Source organism: Micromonospora sp. CNZ295 (assembly GCF_004217535.1).
In genome coordinates this window covers 604,439-625,075 of sequence record NZ_SHKZ01000001.1, presented here as the reverse complement: position 1 = coordinate 625,075, position 20,637 = coordinate 604,439, and the positions used below count along the sequence as shown (strand labels likewise).

19 protein-coding genes and 2 pseudogenes are annotated in these 20,637 nt (G+C 72.9%); 8 read left to right on the top strand and 13 right to left on the bottom strand.

The window, feature by feature from the left end; all coding sequences use genetic code 11:
* The first annotated feature begins 7 nt into the window (after positions 1 to 7).
* Both EV376_RS02935 and EV376_RS02930 read left to right on the top strand, forming a co-directional pair.
* Positions 8 to 634: a DUF47 family protein gene (locus EV376_RS02935; protein WP_130320613.1), complete on the top strand. Its 627-nt coding sequence runs from the start codon at positions 8 to 10 to the stop codon at positions 632 to 634.
* A 4-nt stretch (positions 635 to 638) separates the two neighbouring features.
* Positions 639 to 1,643 carry an inorganic phosphate transporter gene (locus tag EV376_RS02930; protein ID WP_130320612.1) on the top strand — a complete coding sequence of 335 codons (1,005 nt, stop codon included), beginning with the start codon at positions 639 to 641 and terminating at the stop codon, positions 1,641 to 1,643.
* A 66-nt stretch (positions 1,644 to 1,709) separates the two neighbouring features.
* Here EV376_RS02930 and EV376_RS02925 read toward each other — a convergent pair whose 3' ends face one another.
* Complete coding sequence (locus EV376_RS02925; protein ID WP_130320611.1) at positions 1,710 to 2,678, bottom strand: Gfo/Idh/MocA family protein; 969 nt, start codon at positions 2,676 to 2,678, stop codon at positions 1,710 to 1,712.
* Between the two features lie 71 nt (positions 2,679 to 2,749).
* Here EV376_RS02925 and EV376_RS02920 point away from each other — a divergent pair, with 71 nt between their 5' ends.
* The gene (locus EV376_RS02920; RefSeq protein WP_130320610.1) at positions 2,750 to 3,685 is read left to right on the top strand and encodes an NUDIX hydrolase; all 936 of its coding nucleotides are present in this window, start codon (positions 2,750 to 2,752) and stop codon (positions 3,683 to 3,685) included.
* A gap of 142 nt (positions 3,686 to 3,827) precedes the next feature.
* Here the strand turns inward: EV376_RS02920 and pstB are convergent, their stop codons facing one another.
* The 7 genes from pstB to EV376_RS02885 all read right to left on the bottom strand — a co-directional run bounded on the left by pstB (position 3,828) and on the right by EV376_RS02885 (position 10,841).
* On the bottom strand, positions 3,828 to 4,604 hold the full coding sequence (gene pstB / locus EV376_RS02915; RefSeq protein ID WP_130320609.1) for a phosphate ABC transporter ATP-binding protein PstB: 777 nt from the start codon (positions 4,602 to 4,604) through the stop codon (positions 3,828 to 3,830).
* Positions 4,605 to 4,624: 20 nt separating this feature from the next.
* The gene (pstA, locus tag EV376_RS02910; RefSeq protein ID WP_130320608.1) at positions 4,625 to 5,716 is read right to left on the bottom strand and encodes a phosphate ABC transporter permease PstA; all 1,092 of its coding nucleotides are present in this window, start codon (positions 5,714 to 5,716) and stop codon (positions 4,625 to 4,627) included.
* The gene (gene pstC / locus EV376_RS02905; protein WP_130320607.1) at positions 5,713 to 6,786 is read right to left on the bottom strand and encodes a phosphate ABC transporter permease subunit PstC; all 1,074 of its coding nucleotides are present in this window, start codon (positions 6,784 to 6,786) and stop codon (positions 5,713 to 5,715) included. Before pstC ends, pstA begins: the two co-directional genes overlap by 4 nt.
* 49 nt (positions 6,787 to 6,835) lie before the next feature.
* Positions 6,836 to 7,939 carry a phosphate ABC transporter substrate-binding protein PstS gene (pstS, locus tag EV376_RS02900; RefSeq protein ID WP_130320606.1) on the bottom strand — a complete coding sequence of 368 codons (1,104 nt, stop codon included), beginning with the start codon at positions 7,937 to 7,939 and terminating at the stop codon, positions 6,836 to 6,838.
* Between the two features lie 236 nt (positions 7,940 to 8,175).
* Positions 8,176 to 9,099: a mycothiol synthase gene (gene mshD, locus EV376_RS02895; RefSeq protein WP_130320605.1), complete on the bottom strand. Its 924-nt coding sequence runs from the start codon at positions 9,097 to 9,099 to the stop codon at positions 8,176 to 8,178.
* A 24-nt stretch (positions 9,100 to 9,123) separates the two neighbouring features.
* Entirely contained in the window at positions 9,124 to 10,035 is a 912-nt protein-coding gene (locus EV376_RS02890; protein WP_130320604.1) for a polysaccharide deacetylase family protein, read from the bottom strand.
* An 86-nt stretch (positions 10,036 to 10,121) separates the two neighbouring features.
* Positions 10,122 to 10,841, bottom strand: a complete 720-nt coding sequence (locus EV376_RS02885) for a response regulator transcription factor (RefSeq protein WP_207228483.1) — start codon at positions 10,839 to 10,841, stop codon at positions 10,122 to 10,124.
* Between the two features lie 245 nt (positions 10,842 to 11,086).
* Here EV376_RS02885 and EV376_RS02880 point away from each other — a divergent pair, with 245 nt between their 5' ends.
* From EV376_RS02880 to EV376_RS02865, 5 genes are all read left to right on the top strand, one after another.
* Positions 11,087 to 12,115, top strand: a complete 1,029-nt coding sequence (locus tag EV376_RS02880) for a hypothetical protein (RefSeq protein WP_130320602.1) — start codon at positions 11,087 to 11,089, stop codon at positions 12,113 to 12,115.
* Between the two features lie 70 nt (positions 12,116 to 12,185).
* On the top strand, positions 12,186 to 12,971 hold the full coding sequence (locus tag EV376_RS02875) for an LmeA family phospholipid-binding protein (protein ID WP_130320601.1): 786 nt from the start codon (positions 12,186 to 12,188) through the stop codon (positions 12,969 to 12,971).
* A 73-nt stretch (positions 12,972 to 13,044) separates the two neighbouring features.
* A complete protein-coding gene (locus EV376_RS30670) occupies positions 13,045 to 13,122 on the top strand; it encodes an Ms5788A family Cys-rich leader peptide (RefSeq protein ID WP_311202345.1) in 78 nt (25 codons plus the stop codon).
* Between the two features lie 212 nt (positions 13,123 to 13,334).
* A complete protein-coding gene (locus tag EV376_RS02870) occupies positions 13,335 to 14,183 on the top strand; it encodes a sulfurtransferase (protein ID WP_130320600.1) in 849 nt (282 codons plus the stop codon).
* Positions 14,180 to 14,512, top strand: a complete 333-nt coding sequence (locus tag EV376_RS02865; protein ID WP_207228019.1) for a DUF1416 domain-containing protein — start codon at positions 14,180 to 14,182, stop codon at positions 14,510 to 14,512. The genes EV376_RS02870 and EV376_RS02865 overlap by 4 nt, the downstream gene beginning before the upstream one ends.
* 62 nt (positions 14,513 to 14,574) lie before the next feature.
* Here the strand turns inward: EV376_RS02865 and EV376_RS02860 are convergent.
* The 5 genes and pseudogenes from EV376_RS02860 to EV376_RS02845 form a co-directional block, all read right to left on the bottom strand.
* Positions 14,575 to 14,829: pseudogene (locus EV376_RS02860) on the bottom strand (hypothetical protein); the annotation flags it as partial.
* Positions 14,826 to 14,966, bottom strand: a pseudogene (locus tag EV376_RS02855) (DivIVA domain-containing protein); the annotation flags it as partial. The pseudogenes EV376_RS02855 and EV376_RS02860, both read right to left, overlap by 4 nt.
* A 34-nt stretch (positions 14,967 to 15,000) precedes the next feature.
* Complete coding sequence (locus EV376_RS02850) at positions 15,001 to 15,636, bottom strand: class I SAM-dependent methyltransferase (protein WP_130320597.1); 636 nt, start codon at positions 15,634 to 15,636, stop codon at positions 15,001 to 15,003.
* Positions 15,637 to 15,647: 11 nt separating this feature from the next.
* A complete protein-coding gene (locus EV376_RS30040) occupies positions 15,648 to 15,818 on the bottom strand; it encodes a hypothetical protein (protein ID WP_165437939.1) in 171 nt (56 codons plus the stop codon).
* A 251-nt stretch (positions 15,819 to 16,069) separates the two neighbouring features.
* The gene (locus EV376_RS02845; protein WP_130320596.1) at positions 16,070 to 20,437 is read right to left on the bottom strand and encodes a S8 family serine peptidase; all 4,368 of its coding nucleotides are present in this window, start codon (positions 20,435 to 20,437) and stop codon (positions 16,070 to 16,072) included.
* Positions 20,438 to 20,637: the final 200 nt, after the last annotated feature.

Here is a 20,637-nt window from a genome sequence, read left to right as displayed (position 1 = left end):
TCCTGCTGTGAAGTTTTCCCTCCGCCCGAACGAGGGCGCCTTCTACGAGCTCTTCACCAGGGCCGCACAGAACCTGGTGAAGGGCACCGAGCTCCTCAACGAGCTGGCCCTGCCCGGCGTGGAGGTGCAGTCGGTGAGCGAGCGGCTCACCGAGGTGGAGCACGACAGCGACCAGATCACGCACGAGCTCTACAAAAAGATCAACTCCACCTTCATCACGCCGTTCGACCGGGAGGACATATACCGGCTCGGGTCGCTGCTGGACGACGTCATGGACCACCTGGAGGCGGTGGGCAACCTGCTCTACCTCTACGGCCTCACCAAGCTGCCGTCGCTGCCCCGGGAGATGCACGAGCTGGTCAACGTCCTGGACCAGCAGGCGAAGCTGACCGCCGAGGCGATGCCCCGGCTGAAGTCGATGAAGGACCTCGAGGACTACTGGATCGACATCAATCGGCTGGAGAACGACGGCGACCAGGCGTACCGGATGCTGCTGGTCCGCCTCTTCTCCGGGGAGTACGACGCGCTGACCGTGCTGAAGATGAAGGAGGTCGCCGACGAGCTGGAGGCGGCCTGCGACTCCTTCGAACACGTGGCGAACACCGTCGAGACCATCGCGGTCAAGGAGTCCTGATCCTGTGAGTCCCGAACTCATCGCCGTGCTGGCGGTGATCGCGGTGGCGCTCGCGTTCGACTACACGAACGGCTTCCACGACGCCGCCAACGCCATCGCGACCAGCATCTCCACCCGGGCGCTCACCCCCCGGATCGCCCTGGCCATGGCGGCGGTCGGCAACTTCATCGGCGCCCACTTCGGCGCCGAGGTGGCCAAGACCGTCGGCAGCGGCCTGGTCAAGCTGCCGACCGGGCAGGCCAGTCTCGCCATCGTGTTCGCCGGCGTCGTCGGCGCCATCGTCTGGAACCTGATCACCTGGTACTTCGGCCTGCCGTCGTCCTCCTCCCACGCGCTGATCGGCGGGCTGGTCGGCTCGACCATCGCCGCGTCCGGCACGGTGCTGTGGACCGGCATCGGCGAGAGCGTCATCATCCCGATGGTCCTGTCGCCGATGGTCGGCTTCCTGCTCGGGTACATCGTGATGGTCGCCGTGCAGTGGATCTTCCGGAAGGGGCAACCCGGCAAGCTGAACCGGGGCTTCCGCTGGGCGCAGACCGCCTCCGCCGCCGCCATGTCGGTCGGCCACGGCATGCAGGACGCCGCCAAGACCATCGGCATCGTGGTGCTCGCCCTCTACGTCGGCGGCTACCAGGACGACCCCGCCTTCATCCCGGAGTGGGCGTTCTGGACCTCGGCCGCCGTCCTCGCCGCCGGCACGTACGCCGGTGGCTGGCGGATCATCCGGACGCTCGGCCGGAAGATCATCGACCTGCGCCCGCCGGAGGGCTTCGCGGCGGAGACCGTGGCCAGCTCGGTGCTCTACTTCAACGCGCTGGTGCTCGGCGCCCCGATCTCGACCACGCACACGATCACCTCGGCGATCATGGGCGTGGGCGCGACCAAGCGCCTCTCCGCGGTCCGCTGGGGCGTCGCCGGCAACATCGTCGGCGCGTGGATCCTGACCTTCCCCGCCGCCGGCACCATCGGCGCCCTGATGTACTTCCTGGCCCGCCCCCTGTTCAGCTGAGCTGCGAGGACGGGCCCCTGGTCAGCGGCTGGCGTCGCACCAGGGGCCCTCCTCGACAGCTCGCGCTCACCCGTACTCGACGCCGATCAAGGCCCGGATCCCGTCCAGCAGGGCCATGACCTCGATGGTCGCCGAGTGCGGGACCAGCGGGCTCTCCAACCGGCCCTCGGCGAGGCAGCGCTGCACCTCGACGGCCTCGTACTGGTAGCCGTTGCCGACCAGCTCGGTGGTGAGGGTCTCCGGCTCCGCGCCGAGCCGGTGCAGCGTGGCGGAACCCGGACGGTAGAACGGCTCGGGCAGGTCGATCCGGCCGCCGGTGCCGGTGACCGAGGCGGTCAGCGCCGTCGCGCCCACCATGCCGCAGCTCAGCGCGGCGACCGCGCCCGAGTCGTAGCCCAGGACGATCCCGGTGTTCTCGTCCACCCCCTCGGGGCTGATCTTCGCCCAGGCATGGACCTGATCGGGCACCCCGAGCAGCAGGTGGGCCAGGCTCACCGGGTACACCCCCAGGTCCAGCAGCGCCCCGCCGCCGAGGGCCCGTGCCCGCATCCGGTGCTCCGGCGGGAACGGACCGGCCACGCCGAAATCCCCCCGCACGTTGGTGACCGTGCCGATCGCCCCGTCGGCCACCAGCTCGCACACCCGCCGGATCAGCGGGTTGACGCGCATCCACATGGCCTCCATCAGGAAGACACCGGCGTCGCGCGCCGTCTCGAGCAGCTCCCGGCTGGTGGCGAGGTCGAGGGTGAACGGCTTCTCCAGCAGCACCGCCCGGCCGGCCCGCAGGCAGGTCATCGCCGCCTCGTGGTGGGCGGCGTGCGGGGTGGCGACGTAGATGACGTCCAGGTCCGGGTCCGCGGCCAGCTCCGGCCAGGAGGCGTACGCCCGGGGCACGCCGTGACGGCGCGCGAACCGCTCCGCGCTCTCGGCGGCCCGTGAGCCCACCGCGACCAGTTCGGCGTCCGGCACCAGCCGCAGGTCTTCGGCGAACCGCGCGGCGATGTGGCCGGTGGCCAGAATGCCCCATCGAGTCATGCGGGTCACGCTAGCGAAAGATCACCGGGTAGCCGGCGGCCGTTCCGGCAGCCGGGAACTAGGCTCGCCGCATGACGATCGACCCCGACGGTTTCCCCGCTCCGCCGGCGCTGGTGGAGCACGCCCGCCGGTTCCACGAGCAGGGCGGCACCCCGCCGGTGCCCCGGGTGGCGGCCACCGTGCTGCTGCTCCGGCCGGCCCACGCGCCCGCCCCCGCAGCCGGTTCGGCAGCCGGCGTGGGCGCTTCGGCGGGCGGCGGCGCGGTCCCGGCGGCCCCGGCGGGCGAGGCAGCCGTCGCCGGCCGGGACGGGTTCGAGGTCTACCTGATCCGCCGGGTCGCCGCGATGGCGTTCGGCGGCATGTACGCCTTCCCCGGCGGCGGCGTGGACCCGTCCGACTCGCAGGCGCACGTGGCCTGGGCGGGGCCCGCCCCGGCGGAGTGGGCCGGCCGGCTCGGCCTGGCGCCGGAGGCCGCGCAGGCGGTGGTCTGCGCCGCCGCGCGGGAGGTGTTCGAGGAGGCGGGCGTCCTGCTCGCCGGCCCGGACGCGGGCAGCGTGGTGGGCGACGTCTCGGGGGAGGACTGGGAGGCGGCCCGGGTCGCGCTGGAGCGGCGGGAGGTGGGCTTCGCCGACCTGCTCGCCGATCGCGGGCTCACCCTGCGGTCGGACCTGCTGCTGCCGTGGAGCCGGTGGATCACGCCCGAGTTCGAGCCGCGCCGCTTCGACACGTACTTCTTCGTGGCTCTCCTGCCCGCCGGGCAGCGGACCCGGGACGTCTCCGGCGAGGCCGACCGCACCCTGTGGATCGGGCCGGCGGACGCCTGCGCCCGCGCCGGCGGCGGGGAGCTGGCGATGCTTCCGCCCACCCTGGTCACCCTGGGCCAGGTCGCGGCCTGCGGCGACCTGCCGGGCGTCGTCGCGGCCTCGGCGGTCCGCGACCCCGCGACCCCGGTCACCCCCCGCCTCGACGTCCGGCCGGACGGCGAGGCCCGCTTCGTCCTCGGCTGACCGCCGTGGCGGCTCCCCGCGCCCCCGCCACCGGGCCGGGCGTCCGCCGCCAGGGCAAGATCGTGCTGGATGTCACAGGTAGTGGTGTGGGCGACGCGTCGAGGCCACTACTTCATGGTTGCAGCGCGATCATGGGGACCGTTCAGCCGAAGCGGCCGGTGATGTAGTCCTCGGTCCTCCGCTCGCCCGGGTTGCTGAAGATCCGCTGGGTGTCGTCGTACTCGACGAGGCGGCCCGGGTCGCCGGTCTTCTCGATCGAGAAGAAGGCGGTCCGGTCGGAGACCCGGGCGGCCTGCTGCATGTTGTGCGTGACGATGATGATGGTGAACCGGTCCTTGAGCTGGAACATCAGATCCTCGATGGCCAGCGTGGAGATCGGGTCCAGCGCGGAGCAGGGCTCGTCCATCAGCACCACCTGCGGCTCGACCGCGATCGTGCGGGCGATGCAGAGGCGCTGCTGCTGGCCGCCGGAGAGGCCGGCGCCCGGCTTGCCGAGCCGGTCCTTGACCTCGTCCCAGAGGTTCGCCGAGCGGAGCGCCCGCTCGGCCGCCTCGTCCAGGATCGACCGGCGGCGTACGCCGTTGAGCCGCAGACCGGCCACCACGTTCTCGTAGACGCTCATCGTCGGGAACGGGTTGGGGCGCTGGAAGACCATCCCGATCATCCGCCGGACCGCGGTGACGTCCACGTCGCGGTCGTAGATGTCCTGGCCGTCGATGGTCAGGCTGCCCTCGACCCGGGCCCCGGGGAGCACCTCGTGCATCCGGTTGATCGACCGGAGGAACGTGGACTTGCCGCAGCCGGACGGGCCGATCAGGGCGGTCACCGTCTTCGGCTCGACGGTCAGGTTGATGTTCTCGATCGCCTTGAAGCGGCCGTAGTACGCGGTGACGTTCGTGGCTTCGATGCGCTTGGCCATGGTGGTGGTACCTCCGGGGTTCATCGGCCGAGCCGGTCGCGTCGGGCCAGCAGCTTCGCCGCGACGGTCAGGATCAGCACGAGGGCGACCAGGGTGAGTGCCGCGGTCCACGCCCGCGCCGGGGCGTACCGGGACGCGTCGCCGGCCTGCTGGTAGACGAAGAGGGCCAGCGACGACTGGTTGTTCTCGAACGGGTTGAAGTTGATCGCCGCGCCACCGCCGGCGACCAGCAGCACCGGGGCGGTCTCGCCGGCCGCGCGGGCGACGGCGAGCATGACGCCGGTGACGATGCCGGGCAGCGCCGTCGGCAGCACGACGCGCAGGATGGTCTTCCACTTCGGCACGCCGAGCGCGTACGCGCCCTCGCGCAGCGGCGCCGGGACGAGGCGCAGCATCTCCTCGGTGGAGCGGACCACGGTCGGGAGCATCAGCACGCTCAACGCCAGCGCGGCGGCGAAGCCGGAGAAGCCGGGCCGCCCGGTGGGGCTGAGGTACGGCGAAACGATCAGCACCCAGAACGCCAGGACGAACAGGCCGGCGACGATCGACGGGATGCCGGTCATGACGTCGACGAAGAACCGGATGGCGAAGGCGAACCGGCCGCGTCCGTACTCGACGACGTAGATCGCGCAGAGAATGCCGAGCGGCACGGTGACCAGGGTGGCGATGCCGACCTGGATCAGGGTGCCGACGATCGCGTGGTACGCGCCGCCCGCCGGGTCCCGCGCCCCGATGTTGTTCATCGAGGTGAGGAAGAAGTTGGTGTCGAACCGCTCCATGCCCTTGCTGACCAGCGTCCAGACCACCGCCGCCAGGGGCAGTACGGCCAGCACGAACGCCGAGTGGATCAGTGCGCTCCAGGTGCGGTCGCGGGCCGACCGGCGACCCTCGACGGCGTTCGCCACGGCGAAGAGCCCGGCCAGGTGGAGCAGCGCGCCGCCGACGACCACCAGGACCGGGCCGCCGATGCCGGTGCCGTACCCGATCGCGGCGGCGACCAGCAGCGCGGCGAGCGCGATGGCCGGTGCGGTGTACCTCGGCAGGCGCCTGGCCCGGAGCCCGGGCGGCTCGGCCGGCGGACGCGTGCGGTGCGAGGTGATGGTCGTGGTCATGCGGCCGACTCCGTGAACTCCCGGCGGCGGTGGATGATCGCTCGGGCGGTGATGTTGACGATCAGCGTGATCGCGAAGAGGACCAGGCCGGAGGCGATCAGCGCACCCCGACCGGTGTCGTTCGCCTCGCCGAACGCGTTGGCGATGTTCGCGGCGATCGTGTTGCCGCCGTTCTCGATCAGGTTGACCGAGATGCCGAAGGTGATACCCAGGGTCATCGCGAGGGCGATCGTCTCGCCGAGCGCCCGACCGAGGCCGAGCATCACCGCGGCGATGATGCCGGGGCGGCCGTAGGGGAGGACCGCGGTGCGGATCATCTCCCAGCGGGTGGCGCCGAGGGCGAGCGCGGCCTCCTCGTTGGCGGTCGGGGTCTGCCGGAACACCTCGCGGGAGAGCGAGGTGATGATCGGCAGCACCATGATCGCCAGGACCAGCGCGCCGAGCAGGATCGAGGCGCCGAAGGGCCCATCCCCGCCGAAGAGCGGGATCCAGCCGAAGTGCTCGTTGAGCCACGCGGAGAGATCGGCGACCGGCCCGGAGAAGTAGTCCCGGCCCCAGAGGCCGAAGACGACGCTGGGCACGGCGGCCAGCAGGTCGATCAGGAACCCGAGCGCGTTGCCGAGCCGGCGCGGGGCGTAGTGGGACAGGTAGAGCGCGATGCCCAGGGCCACCGGAACGGCGAGCAGGAGCGCGATCACCGAGCTCAGAACCGTGCCGAAGGCGAGCGCGCCGATGCCGAACTTCGGCTCCGGGTCGTTGGGGAACCAGCCCTCGAAGGTCCAGAAGTTCTCGGTGTTGGCCTGGAGCGCCGGCACCGCCTTGGCGATCAGGAAGACCGCGATCGCCGCGATGATGCCGAGGACGGCGGTCCCGGCGGCCAGGGCGAGGCCGCGGAAGGCCCGCTCGGCGCCGAACCGGCGGGCCCGCGGCAGGGCGCCGCCACCGCCCAGGCCGGGCCCGCCCGGGGTACGGAGTGGTGCCTCGGCCCCCCGCGCCGAGGCACCGGCGGGCCACCCGTTGGTGGTCCCGCCGGTGCCGGCGTTGGCCGAGCGGGGAGGGATGTCACCCATCAGCTCGCGCGCTCCGATTCGAGATGCGTGGTGGTGGTGTCGGTCGGCCTCAGGCGAGGCTCTTGACCGCGGTCTCGACCTTGGCGCGGACGGTCTCCGGCAGCGGGGCGTAGCCCAGCTCGGCCAGCTCGGCCTGGCCCTCCGCGCTGGCCGTGTAGCCGAGGAAGCCCTTGACCAGGTCCAACTTGTCGGCGGGGGTGCCCTTCGCGCAGACGATCTCGTACGTGACCAGGACGATCGGGTAGGCCCCGGCCTCCTTGGTGGTGTAGTCGATCTTCATCTTGAGGTCGTTGCCCCGGCCCTCGACGGCCGCGCCCTGGATGGTCCTGCCGGCCGCCTCGGCGGTCAGCTCGGCGTACTCGCCGGCGCCGTTACCGATCTTGGCGATGGCCAGGCCGGCGTTCTCGGCGAACGACCACTCCAGGTAGCCGATGGCGCCGTCGGCCTGCTTGACGCGGCTGGCGATCCCGTCCGAGCCCTTGGCGCCGGTGCCGCCCGGAGCCTTCCACTCCTTGGCCTTGCCGAAGGACCAGTCGGCCTCGGCGGCCTTGGCGAGGAAGTCGGTGAAGTTGTCGGTGGTGCCGGAGGAGTCCGAGCGGTGCACCGTCTGGATGGTGGTCGAGGGCAGCTTCGCGGTCGGGTTGTCCGCCTTGATCGCCGCGTCGTCCCACCTGGTTACCGTGCCGGCGAAGATCTTGGCCAGAGTGGCCGGCTTGAGCTGCAGGTCCGGCACGCCGTCGAGATTGTAGGCGACGGCGACCGGGCCGATGACCATCGGCAGGTTGATCGCCGTGCCGGTGGCGCAGCGGGCGTCCGCCTTCGGCTGCTGGTCGTCCTTGAGCGCCGAGTCCGAGCCGGCGAAGTCGGCGGTACCGGCGATGAAGGCCTCGATGCCGGCACCGGAGCCGGAGGGCTCATAGTTGATCGTCACGTCCTGGCACTTCTGCTGGTACGCCTTGATCCACTCGGACACGGCGTTCTTCTGGGCCGAGGAGCCCTGAGCGTTAAGCGTGCCGGTGGCGCAGTCGGCCGCGGCGGACGGCCCGGAGGCCGACGGGTTGGCGGGCTCGTCGTTGTCCGAGCCGCATGCACTGAGAGCGAGCGTCGCGGTAAGAGCGAGGCAGGCGAGAGTGCCGTGCCGCTGGAGCTTCACCTGAGGGGTTTCCCTTCACGTCTGGCTTGCGTTGGCGCCCCGGGTCGGGGGTCGGGGGAGCCGGCACGCTGACCGGCTGGCCCAAAAGCTAGGAGCGCCAGGTGACCGGATCGCCGGTCGCAAGTGAACGAAGGGTGAACAGGTCCCGCCGGGACGATGACCCGTCGCCGTGGGTGAGCTGTCCGTCGAGTGAACGCGGCTGCCGCTGTCGGAAGTGTGGGCACTTCCCGCGGAAGTCAGGCCAGCTGGTAGTTGACGTGCGCGGACCAGCGGGCGAAGCCGAGCCGCTCGTAGAGGGCGACCGCCGCCACGTTCGACTCGTCGACGTAGAGCATCACCCGGTCCAGCCCACGCCGGTCCCGCAGGTACGCCAGCCCGGCCGCGGTCAGCGCCTTGCCGAGCCCGCCCCCGTGCGCGTCGGGGTCGACGCCCAGCACGTACACCTCGCCGATGCGGGCCGAGCCGGGGCGCTCGTGGACCTTGGTCCAGTGGAAGCCGAGCAGCCGCCCCGCCGGGTCGACGGCGAGCAGGAAACCGGCCGGGTCGAACCACGGCTCGTCGAGGCGTACCCGCAGGTCGGCCGCGGTCCAGCGGCCCTGCTCGGGATGGTCGGCGAACGCCCGGGCGTTGAGCGCCAGCCAGGCGTCGTCGTCCGCGCCGGGCCGGTACGCGCGCAGCGTCACCCCGTCGGGCAGGCGCGGCTCGGGGATCGGGGCGGTGAGCGGGCGGCGCAGCTGCCAGAGCACCCGGGCCCGGCGCAGGCCCAGGTCCACGGCGAGTGCGGCGGCCGACGGGTGGTCGCCGTGCGCCCAGGCGCGCAGCGGCCCGGTCGCCGCCGCCAGTACGCCACGCGCCAGGGCCCGTCCGGCCCCGCGCCGGCGATGGGCGGGATGGACCACCAGCTCCACCCCGATCCCGCTCGCCGGATCGATGGTGTCCAGGTGCGCGTACCCGGTCAGGGTGCCGTCGCCGGCGCGGGCCGTGAGGTGCGCGGCCGGCGCTTCCGGATCGCGCAGCCGCAGCAGGGTGTGCTCGTCGAACGGATCGGCGCCGTCGGCGTCCCCGGCGGCCCGGGCGAGGGCCAGCACGTCGGCGATCTCCGCCGCGTCGAGTCGGTCGGTCCGGAACACCCGGTCGCTGGTCGGTTCGGCGCTGCTCATCGGCCCACCGTAGTCCGGCGCCCGTCAGGTCGTCCCGGCCGGCAGCGCCTCCACCTGGAACCGGCTGGTCAGGTCCGGCAGGATCCGGTACAGCGCGTCCACCGTGCCCTGCCGGTCGCCGCCGGCGTCGTGCAGCAGCACGACCGCACCCGGCTCCACGCCGGTGAGCACCGTGGCGGCGATCCGGCCGGCACCAGGGGTCTCCCAGTCCGCCGGGTCGACCGTCCAGTGCAGCGGCGTCATGTCCAGCTCCCGGGCGACCGACACCACCGAGTACGTCCACGCCCCGCCCGGCTGCCGGTAGTAGGCGACCGGCGCGTCCGGTACGGCCGCCCGGATCGCCTCGCTGGTCCGGAGCAGGTCGGCCCGGATCCGGTCCGGCGACCGGGAACCGAGGGCGACGTCGTGGTTCCAGGAGTGGTTGCACAGCGTGTGGCCCGCGTCCACGATCGCCCGGATCAGGTCCGGGTGGGCGCTCGCCATCTCACCGACCACGCAGAAGGTGGCCGTGACGTGGAACTCGCGCAGGATGTCGAGGACCTGCGGGGTGTACCGGGGGTCGGGCCCGTCGTCGAACGTCAGGGCCACCGTGGACGTCCCGGTGGTGCTGTGGGCGCCGTAGGTCTGGATGCCGTCGACCACGCTCGGCACGGGGCTGGGCTTCCGCTCGCCGTCCGGCCTGCCGTCCGCCCGCTCCCGCTCGGCCGGGCCCGTCGTGCCCTGGGTGGGTTCCTGGTCGGCGTAGTCGGGGCCGGTGGCGGCGGTGGTGACTCCGGGGGGCGGCCGGTCCGGCAGCAGGCTGCGGCCGATCGCGTACGCGGAGCCGAGGAGGGCGACGAGCACCAGCGCCACGATGGCGAGGGACCGGGCGGCCGGCGACAGCCGCGTCTCCGCCCACCAGCGTCGAACCGTCGCTGCCGTGGTGAATGTACGCACCGTCGCCCCTTCCGCCCGAGCTACCCGGCAATCAGAGTAGAGCGGCTTTCGGACTAACAGGGGCAAATAGGTGAGAACGGATCGGATCAGGCGGTGACCGGTGCGGGCTCCGGATCCGGCAGGGAGCGCGACGGCGGGACGACGAACTTGTAGCCGACCTGGCGGACCGTGCCGATCATCGACTCGTACTCCGAGCCGAGCTTCGCCCGCAGCCGCCGGACGTGCACGTCCACCGTGCGGGTGCCGCCGAAGTAGTCGTATCCCCAGACCTCGCGCAGCAGCTGGTCCCGGGTGAAGACCCGGCCCGGGTGCTGCGCCAGGAACTTGAGCAGCTCGAACTCCTTGTACGTCAGGTCGAGCGGCCGGCCCTTCAGCTTCGCGGCGTACGTGTCGGGGTCGATCGTCAGCTCACCGGCCCGGATCGAGCCGCCGGCCGCCGCGGTCGCGTTGCTCAGCCGGCCGACGGAGAGCCGCAGCCGGGCCTCGACCTCGGCGGGGCCGGCCGAGGCGAGGATGACGTCGTCGACGCCCCAGTCGGCGTTGAGGGCGATCAGGCCGGCCTCGGTGACGACGGCGACGAGCGGCACGCCGAGCCCGGTGGCGTGCAGCATTCGGCAGGTCGCCCGGGCCTCGCTCAGCTCGGAGCGGGCGTCGACCAGCACCGCGTCCGGGCTGGGGCCGGCGACCAGGGTGCGCACATCGCGCGGGGCGGTGCGGACCGAGTGCGGCAGCAGGTCGAGCGCCGGCAGCACGGCCGACGGTTCTCCTGAGCGCGCCGTGACCAGCAGCAGGATCTCCACGATCACCTCCGTCCCGGCGGCGCGGTGGCCGCGCGCGACCAGCGGCACACTCCTCGCGGGTGGCGCTGGGAAACTGGCGTGGGTCCCGGCGTCGCTGACGGGCGGGTAACGGGTTGAGCGTAACCGATCGCTCCGGCTGGGCCGCCGGGCCATTTCCTGTTTGCCCCTTGTGCCCTTGATCGCGGCGCAGGTTTTAACGTCGCTGAAACCGTGGCCTCCGTGCCGGCCGCCGGGTCTGGCACGATCGGTGGGTGTTTCCCTCCAGCACGCCGGAGACCGGCCGTGAATCCTGGCCCGACCAGCCGCCCGGTGGTCCGCCGGCCACCTCGCGGCCCGGCGACGACGAGGAACGGGCGGAACGCAGGCGCCCCCGTCGGATCCGGCGCGGCGGCGAGCCGGGGCGCCGGCCCGTGGTCGACCCGGGTGACGAGAAGGACGAGGAGGCGACCCCGCCCGTCGAGGTGCGGCGCTCGCTCGCGCTGAGTGTCGCCGGGTTCGCCGCGCTGCTCGGCGTGGGTCTCGTGCTGGCGGCGCAGACCAGCGGCCCCGGGCACCGGTTGCCGTTCGCGGCCGTCGTGCTCGGCGTCCAACTGCTCTCCGTGCTGGCCTGGACGATGGCCGCCCGGCCGCCGGCGCTCGCGGTGGTGGCCGGGGTCAGCGCCGTCGGCGCCGTCGTCGCCGACACCGTGGCGGTGCGGACCGGTGAGGCCCGGCTGATGCCGCTCGTGCAGATCCTCCTGGCCGCCCTGGTGGCCGCCGTCCTGGGCCAGCTGGTCCGCCGGGTGGACCGGGTGCGGGTCACCGACTCCCTGCGCGGCACCGCGCTGATCGTGGCCGGCGTGGTCGCGTTCGGCACGCTGATCGTGCTCAGCCGGATTCCGGCCGGCACCCAGGCCATCACGGTCTGCCTCGCCGCGGCCGGCGTCGCGCTCTTCGTCGCCCGGTTCACCGACGCGTTCGCCGCCTGGCCCCGGCTGGCCCCGCAGGTGCCCCGCGGCGCAGCCGGCGTGGTCGGCGGCGCCATGGTCGGCACCCTGGTCAGCGCGCTCCTCGGCAGCTACCTGGTCACCCCGTTCACCCCGACCCGCGCCGCGATCATGGGCCTGGTCGCGGCCGTCGCCGCCGTCCTGGCCGACCTCGCCGTCGGGTACGCGGAGGCGGGCCGCCTGATGGCCGGCGAGCAGCCCACCATGTGGGTGGCCCGGCACATGCAGGGGCCGCTCGCCGGCTTCGCCCTGGCGGCGCCGGCCGCGTACGTCATGTGCAAGTTGGTCCTCTGATTGAGATCCGACCCGTTCGGGTACGACGGCTGTGCCGTGGCGCGGCACCGGCAGGACGACAGGAGGCGGCGTGACCGAGGAGTACGCGTACCAGGACCGGCCCCGCCGGCGGGGGCGTCGCGCCCTCGTCGTGCTCGTGATCCTGCTCCTGATCCTGGCCGGGCTGCTGGTGGCGGCGGACCGGGTGGCGGCCGGGGTGGCCGAGCGGACGATCGCCGACCAGGTGCGGCAGGAGATCGCCAAGCAGGACGCCCAGTCCTCGCCGCCGGAGGTCGAGGTGGCCGGCTTCCCCTTCCTCACCCAGGTACTGGCGGGCCGGTACGAGCGCATCTCCATCGCGCTGCGCGAGGTGCGGGGTCCGGTGCAGGGCGACGTCGTGGCGCTGCCCACCCTCGACATCGACGCCCGGAACGTGACCGCCTCGCTGGACACCCTCCGCTCCGGACAGGGCGACGTGGTCGCCGAGACCGTCGACGGCACCGGCATCATCAGTTACGACAGCCTCGCCGCACTGCTGGACCGGGAGGGGCTGCAACTCGGCGAGCGGGACGGCCGGCTCGCGGTGACCGCTCCGGTCGACATCCTGGGTCAACGGCTGACCGTCGCCGGCACCGCCGACATCGAGGTGAGCGAGCAGGGCAAGGTCGGGCTGCGGTTCAACGACCTCACCGCCGAGGGGCTGCCCAACGTCCCGCTGGCCCGCACGCTGCTCAACAACTACGCGCAGAGCATCTCGATCGACGTGCCCCTGCCGGAGCTGCCGTTCCGACTCGCCGTCCGCGAGGTCCGGCCGCTGCCGGACGGGCTCCAGGTCGCCGCGGAGGCGGCCGACGTGCCGATCAACGCGGTCAGCTGAGCCACGTGAGCCACGTCCCGGATGCTGGTCGGCCCGGTGGCAGCGGGTGGGATCGCTGGTAGGCTCGCTGCCCATGGGGACGCTCCTCACCAAACGGCGCGCGGTCGACCTGTGCCGCGTGGCCACCTGCCTGTGTCGCCCCGTCATCTGACGGCGGGGCTGTCCTCGGCCGCCTGACGCGGCCATCCGGCACTTGGGTCTGCGTACCCTTCCGGTGCTCCCACCGCAACGCCCGGCAGCGGCGCCGTCGCACGAACCCGTGATCCGTTCCTAGAAGCCATGGGTCCCGCGCGTGGTGCGCCACCGACACATATCGATGCCCGCGCGCTGGCTCACCATCCATCCTCACCAGGGAGTGATCTGATGAGTCGCGACACCGCACTCGTCTCGGCCGACTGGGCCGAGAAGAACCTCGACGCCGCGGGCGTCGTCTTCGTCGAGGTCGACGAGGACACCTCGGCCTACGACACGGGCCACCTGCCCGGCGCGATCAAGCTCGACTGGAAGACCGACCTGCAGGACCCGGTCCGCCGGGACTTCGTCAACAAGGCGCAGTTCGAGGCGCTGCTCTCCGAGCGCGGCATCGCCAACGACGACACCGTCATCCTCTACGGCGGCAACAACAACTGGTTCGCGGCGTACGCCTACTGGTACTTCAAGCTCTACGGCCACCGCGACGTCAAGCTGCTCGACGGCGGCCGCAAGAAGTGGGAGCTGGACGCCCGCCCGCTGGTCAAGGACGCGGTGTCCCGCCCGGCGACGCAGTACGTGGCGCAGGAGCCGGACAACCGCATCCGGGCCTTCCGCGACGAGGTCGTCGCCGCCATCGGCACGAAGAACCTGGTCGACGTGCGCAGCCCCGACGAGTACGCGGGCCGGCTGCTCGCCCCCGCCCACCTCCCGCAGGAGCAGGCGCAGCGGGGTGGCCACATCCCCACCGCGATCAGCGTGCCGTGGTCCAAGGCGGCCAACGAGGACGGCACCTTCAAGTCCGACGACGAGCTGCGCAAGCTCTACGGCGACGCGGGGCTGGACGACAGCAAGGAGACCATCGCGTACTGCCGGATCGGCGAGCGCTCCTCGCACAGCTGGTTCGTGCTTCAGGAACTGCTCGGCCACCGCAACGTGAAGAACTACGACGGTTCCTGGACCGAGTACGGCTCGCTGATCGGCGTGCCGATCGTGCTCGGTGACGAGCCGGGGGAGGCGTGACGGTCATGACTGCTCCCACCGCCGCCGGCTGCGCCGCGCCCGACCAGTCCGCGCCGCTGCCCGCCAGCCTCGACCTGGAGAAGGAGACGGTGATAACCGGTGTCGTCCGCTCCGCCGACGGCGAGACGGTCCCGGGCGCGTACGTCCGCCTGCTCGACGCCACCGGCGAGTTCACCGCCGAGGTGGTCACCTCCCCGGCCGGGCAGTTCCGCTTCTTCGCCGCCCCCGGCACGTGGACGCTGCGGGCACTCTCCCGCCACGGCAACGGCGACACCGCCGTGACCGCCGCCCGGGGCATCAACGAGGTGGCCGTCACGGTCGCCGACTGACCCACGCTCTGACGCGGCCCGCCACCCCGTTTCGGGGCGGCGGGCCGCAGCCGTCTCCGTCAGGAGCAGCCGCCGTCGTGGTGGGGCGCCAGCCGGCAGCGCCGGCCGGCGTCCACCCGATGGTCACAGAAGACCTGATGGTGTACGTCGGGTGCGCCCTCCACGGACACTGTCGTCTCCCCGGTCACCAGCTCGGGCACGAAGTCGAGGGAACGGGCGAACGCGCGAGCGAGACGGCGGGCAGCGGCCGGCCCTGCCGCCCGGATGGTCAGGTGGACGACGAAACGCGGGCGGTCTTCGGCGCGCGGGGCAGTCACGCCCGCACACCCGGTGTGAACCGGGACTGCCAGTCGCGCAGCGCTTTGATGCGGATGTTCTCCTCGCGGGTGCGTCCCAGCTCGGCGTGCAGCGCGACCAGGTCGTCGGCGACCCGGCGGAGGAACAGCTCCACCTCGATCCGAAGACGTGGCTCCGTAAGCCGTAGCGGCTCACTCGCCGTTCGGGTCCGGGCGGCGCAGCGTCAGGGACTGGAACCGGTAGCCGCGGCCGGTGTCGACCGGGTGGAAGTCGACGACCTCGAACCGCGCGTCGACGGCGAAGCCGAGCAACTGCTCGTCGGTGCGCCACGAGAAGAAGCGGGGCGGCACGTGCTCGTCGCCGTCGATCGGGCCCTCGGCGCTCTCGGTCCCGCCGTACACCCCGACGAAGAACAGCCCGCCGGGGCGCAGCACCGCCCGGACCGCCCCCAGCACTGCGGGCAGGTCGTGGTTGGGCACGTGCAACAGGCAGTTCATCGCGAACACCGCGTCGAACGATCCGGGCGGGAAGTCCAGGTGCAGGAAATCCCTGACGTACGCCTCGATGCCCTTGGCCCGGCAGTGCTCGACCATCGCGGCCGACAGGTCGGCCGCGACCACAGCGAAGCCCTCCGCCTGGAAGTAGGCGCTGTCCTGCCCGGTGCCGGCACCGATCTCCAGCAGCCGTGCGCCGGGCGCGAGCCGCTCGCGGAACGCCCGCCGTTCCGCCAGCTTCCACGGCTCCTTGCGCTGCCCGTCACGCCAAGCCGCGCGGGCGTCGTAGGCCGCGCGCAGGGGACCGAGCACCTCGTCGTACCGAACACTCATGCCGACCGTCCTCAAGATCCGCGCAACTTCGGGGAACCTGCTGCGTCGATCGCGCGCGAGGCAGCATCTTCCCCGAAGCTGCGGCGGATGAAAAGATCACGAGCATGATGCTCGGTCTGGGGATGGCCGATCGAAGCGCGGCCGAGCGTGGGGCGATGATCGAAGCCGATCGCCGGCACCACCGCCGAGCCAACCGGGCATGTCGCTGATCATTGCGGTGGTGACCGGCGTTGGCGCGGGCATCCTGCTCACCGATCCACGACAGCGGCCGGACGGATTGGCCATGGCGGCCGTTTCGCTGGCCAGTGCCAGCGCGTTCGTGCTGCTCCTCCGACGGGACCGGCGAAGCCGCAGGAGCCGGGGCGCCCAGTCGCGCCGTAGGCCGTGAGCGACGGTGGTCGGCGACCCCGGGGGCCGCCGACCACCACCTACCTCAGATTCCCGTTGCTCTGGTGCAGGGTGTTACCGGGTCCAGGGCGAAGTCGAGGGTTCCGACGAAGCCCGCCTCGACCCGGGTGCGCTGCACCTCGGGGATCCAACCGTCCTTGGCGACGATCACGTCGTAGCGGCCCTTGGGCAGCCACCACGCGTACCGGCCCTGACCGTCGGCCGTGAGGGTGTAGCCGGCGCTGCCGCCAACCAGGTTCACCCGCACCGTCGCCGGTACGCCGACCGTCACCCCGCCGCAGGTCACGCCGGTGACCGTGCCCTGCAGCTTGCCCCAGCTCGCCGGTGGGGAGACGTTCATCTCCACCTTCACCGGCGGGACCGGGTACGGCACGTCGGCCGCGAAGGCCAGCTCACCCGCGTACCGTCCGGGCTGGGCCACCCCGGCGGCGGCCGTCGCGGTGAGCGTGACGGTCACCTGGCGGGACTGGCCCGGCGCCAGCGTGAAGCTGGCGGGCGAGGTGGTCAGCCAGGACAGGTCCGCCTCCTCCGCGCACTGCTCGAGCCCGCCGAGCCGCTCGCTCTGTGCGGATCCGACGAACGAGGTGGGCGAGCCGCCGATCCGGTACGCCCCGCACGCGGCGGCGCCCCGGTACCGGGAGAACTCGGTGTTCGGCAGGTTCTGCCAGCTGCCGCTCGTCGGGTCGTAGCCGACCGTCCGGTTGGTCACCGCGGTCGACCCGCCGGTGACCCCGCCGGCCAGCACGAGCATCCCGCCGGCCGCCGCGTACTGCGAACCCCACAGGTCCAGCGGCAGGTCCGCGATCCGGGTCCAGGTGTCCGCCGCCGGGTCGTACCGGTAGGCGTCGCTGTAGTCGCTGCTGCCGGTGCCGCCGGCGCAGTACACCTGCGCGCCGATGCCGCCGCAGCTCAGCCAGGCCACCGAATGCGGGTAGGGCGCGCCGGTGGTGAAGCTGCCGGTGTCCGGGTCGAACACCACCAACCGGTCGGTCTCCGCGCAGGACCCGTCGGTGCAGCCGCCCACGAGGTAGACCTTGCCGCCGGCGACGGCCGTGCCGGCGGCGGCGACCGGCGCGGGGTTGGTCGCCCCGGGGACGGTGCTCCAGGCGCCGGTGGCCGGGTCGAGGACGTCCACCGTCGCGACGGTGTCCTCGTCGGCGCCCCAGCCGCCGATCACGTAGAGCTTGCCGCCCACCGCCGCCACGCCCGGCTTCGAGCGGGCGCCCGGCAGGTCCGGCAGCCCGGCCCACGCGCCGGTGTCCGGGTCGTAGACCCAGGCCTTGCGCTCGGCACCGGTGCCGCTGCCGCCACCGATCGAGTAGACCTTGCCGTCCAGCCAGGCGGCGGAGTTGTCGAAGACCGCCGCGGGCAGGTCGGCGATCCGGGTCCAGGCGTCGTCCGCCGAGGTCCCGGCGTCCGCCGCGGCACCGCCGTACGCCGTGCCGGTGCGCGCCTTGCTGATGCCCTTGAGCGTGACCTCGCGCAGCGGCGCGCCCTTCCGGTTCAGCAGTTCGAACCGGCCGGCCCGCTCCAGCACCTCGACGGTGGTCGGGGCGGTACCGGTGTTCTTCACCGTCACCCGGGTGTTGCGGGTGCTGCCGTACGGCTGGTGGGACTCCACCTGCGTGGGCGTGACCGTGAGGCGCCCGGCGGCCAGCGCGAAGTCCGCCCGCCGCACGTCGTTGCCGGCGACCGCGACGTCCCGGGTGGCCGGCGGGTACGGCGTCCGGGCAGCGGTGAACGGGTGGGTGCCGGTCAGGCCGGAGAAGAGCCAGTAGAAGCCGTCCGGCTCGTTCGGGTCGTCCGGCGTGGCGGCCGAGACTCCCTTGTCGGCGGGCTGGTCCACGCTGGTCACGGTGACCGCGTTGATCGGCGTGCCGGTGTTGCGGTCGGTGGTCGTGCCGACGACCAGGCCGCCGGGCACCGGGGTGCAGTCCCGGTTGACCAGGGCGACGTCGTCGACCTGCCACCACCAGGCGAACGTGCCCTTGAAGCGGAACCGGACCCGCACGTCCGACGCGCCCGCCGCCGCCGTCAGCGGCACCTCCTCGACGCGGGGGCCGCGCCGGCTGGTGGTCTGGTGCCAGACGTTGGCCCAGTTGGCGCCGCCGTCGGTGGAGACGTCGATGTCGGCGGTGTCGGTGACGCCGACGGCCCGCCAGTCGCTGCGGAACCGCAGCACCGGCGCGGGCGCCCCGGACAGGTCGACCGCCGGGGTCACCAGGTCGGTGTCCTGGGTGTTGCCGGAGCCCAGCGCGTCGCTGTCGATGATCGCGAAGCCGCCGCTGCCGCCGGTGAGGTTGCCGCGTCCCCGCGGGTCGTTGAAGACCCAGCCGCCCTTGTCGGTGCGGTTGACCACCGACCAGCCGTCGGGTGCGGACGTGCCGTCGAAGCTCTGCGTCAGCAGCGGGGCGCTGTAGCTGCCGGTGTAGCCGGCGGCGGTGCAGGCCGCCTCGACCGGGACCGCCACGTCGGCCGTGGTGGCGCCGGAGCCGACCGGAACGTCCCGGGCGACCGTGCGGTAGCCCGGGTACCGGGCGGTGACGGTGATCCGGTACGTCGCGTCCCCGGCCACGGTGACCGACCAGCGCCCGGTCAACGGGTCGGTGAAGACCGGGCCGCCCGGCCCGGCGACGTCGACCTGGGCATAGAGCGGCCAGCCGTGCCCGGAGCCGTCGGTGACCTGGCCGCCGAGCGTGACCATCGGGCTCGCGACGAGCGCGAAGTCCCGGGTGACGGCCGCGCCCTCGGTGACGTCGACGGTGGCCGACTGGGTCGCGAAGCCGTACGCGGTGACGGTCACGGTGGTCTCGCCGGCCGGAGCGGTCAGCGCGTACCGGCCGTCGGGGCCGGTGGTCACGGTGCGGGTGCCGTCGGCGACGGTCGCCCCGGCGATCGGGTCGCCGTCAGCGGCGGAGGTCACCGTGCCGGTGATCCGCCCGACGGCGCCGCGCGGCGCGTCGCGCACCGTCGCGTACGCGTCGAGGCGGCCCTCGCCGAAGACGTTGTTGTCGGCGGCGGTCCCGCCGCAGGTGGTGGCGTCGACGTCGCGGGCGGTGCGGTCGAGCAGCGCCTCGGTGGCGGCGAGGTCCCCGCGCAGGCTGGGCGCGGCCGACCAGGCCAGGGCCACCGTGCCGGAGACGTGCGGGGCGGCCATCGAGGTGCCGTTGAACGCGGCGTACCCGCCGCCGGGCACGCTGGAGCGGACGGCGACACCGGGGGCGGCGACGTTCGGCTTCAGCGGGTCGGTGCCGGAGCCGCGACCGGAGAAGTTGGCGATGGTGCCGTTCGACGCGTACGCCCCGACCGCGTACGCGGTCGGGTAGTCGCCGGGGGAGCCGGCGCTGCCGCAGGCCGGGCCGTCGTTGCCGGCCGAGAAGACGGGGAAGATGCCGGCGGCCCGCCAGGCGGCGACGGTCTGCTGGTACCAGGGGTCGCCCCCGTCACCGCCCCACGAGTTGTTGACGATGTCGGGACGCAGGTCGGGCCGGGGGTTCTGCCCGTTCAGGTCGGTCGGGGCCAGGATCCACTGGCCGGCGGCGAGCAGTGACGCGTCGGAGCAGGTGTTCGACTCGCAGCCCTTGGCGGCGATCCACCGCGCGCCGGGAGCGACACCGATCTGGTTGCCGGCCCCGTCGTCGCCGACCATCGTGCCCATCGTGTGGGTGCCGTGGTCGTTGTTGTCGCAGGGCGCCGGACTGGGGCAGATCTCGGCGGGGTCGAACCAGTTGTAGGCGTGGTCGAAGCTGCCGCCGAGGTTGCCCCGGTAGGAGCGGACCAACGCGGGGTGGTCGTACTGCACGCCGCTGTCGATGTTGGCCACCACGACGCCCTCGCCGCGGTCGCCGAACTCGTCCCACACCCGGGGAGCGCCGATGTCGGTGAGACCCCACTCGGCGGCGTTGGTGCCGGCGCGGGTCACCGGGGCCGGCGTGGGCCGGACCAGCGGGTAGCTGCGGGTGGGCTCGATGCGGTCGACCTCGGGCCGGCGCGCGATCTCGTCGATCAGCGCCCGGTCGCCACGGACGCGGAGGGCGTTGGCGATCCAGTACGACGTGTGCTCCGCCTTCCGCGCGTCCAGCAGCTTCCGGAGGTACCGCTGGGTGCGTTCGGCGGTGCTGGTCAGCAGCTGGTGCACGGCGCGGGCCCGACCGTCGGCGTCCCGCAGCTTCGCGGTGCCGGCGAGCGGCGCGGTCTCCCGCAGGTAGACCAGGAACGTCGCGCTGTCGGTGGCGGCGAGCCCGTCGAGCAGGCCCGGTGCGACGGTCGCCCGGGCCGACGCGCCCGGTGGCGACGCGGCGAGCGCCGGCTGGGCGGTCAGCCCCAGCACCAGCGCGCCGAGCGCGGCGACGGCCCGCAACAGGCGGGACCGCGCGGATGGTCGTACGAACACTTTCCCCTCCCCACGTTCCGCGGGCACCGGTCGGTTCCGGCCCGCGAAAGTCATGCTCGTGGGATTACAGACCACGATCAATGAAATGTTTCGGTCAGTACCTGGTCAGTGACGGGGCGCGATTCTGACCGATACGCTGACCCCAGGGCGCCCGTCGACGCACGTCGACGGGTGGGGGCTTTTCACGTCAGCGCGGACGG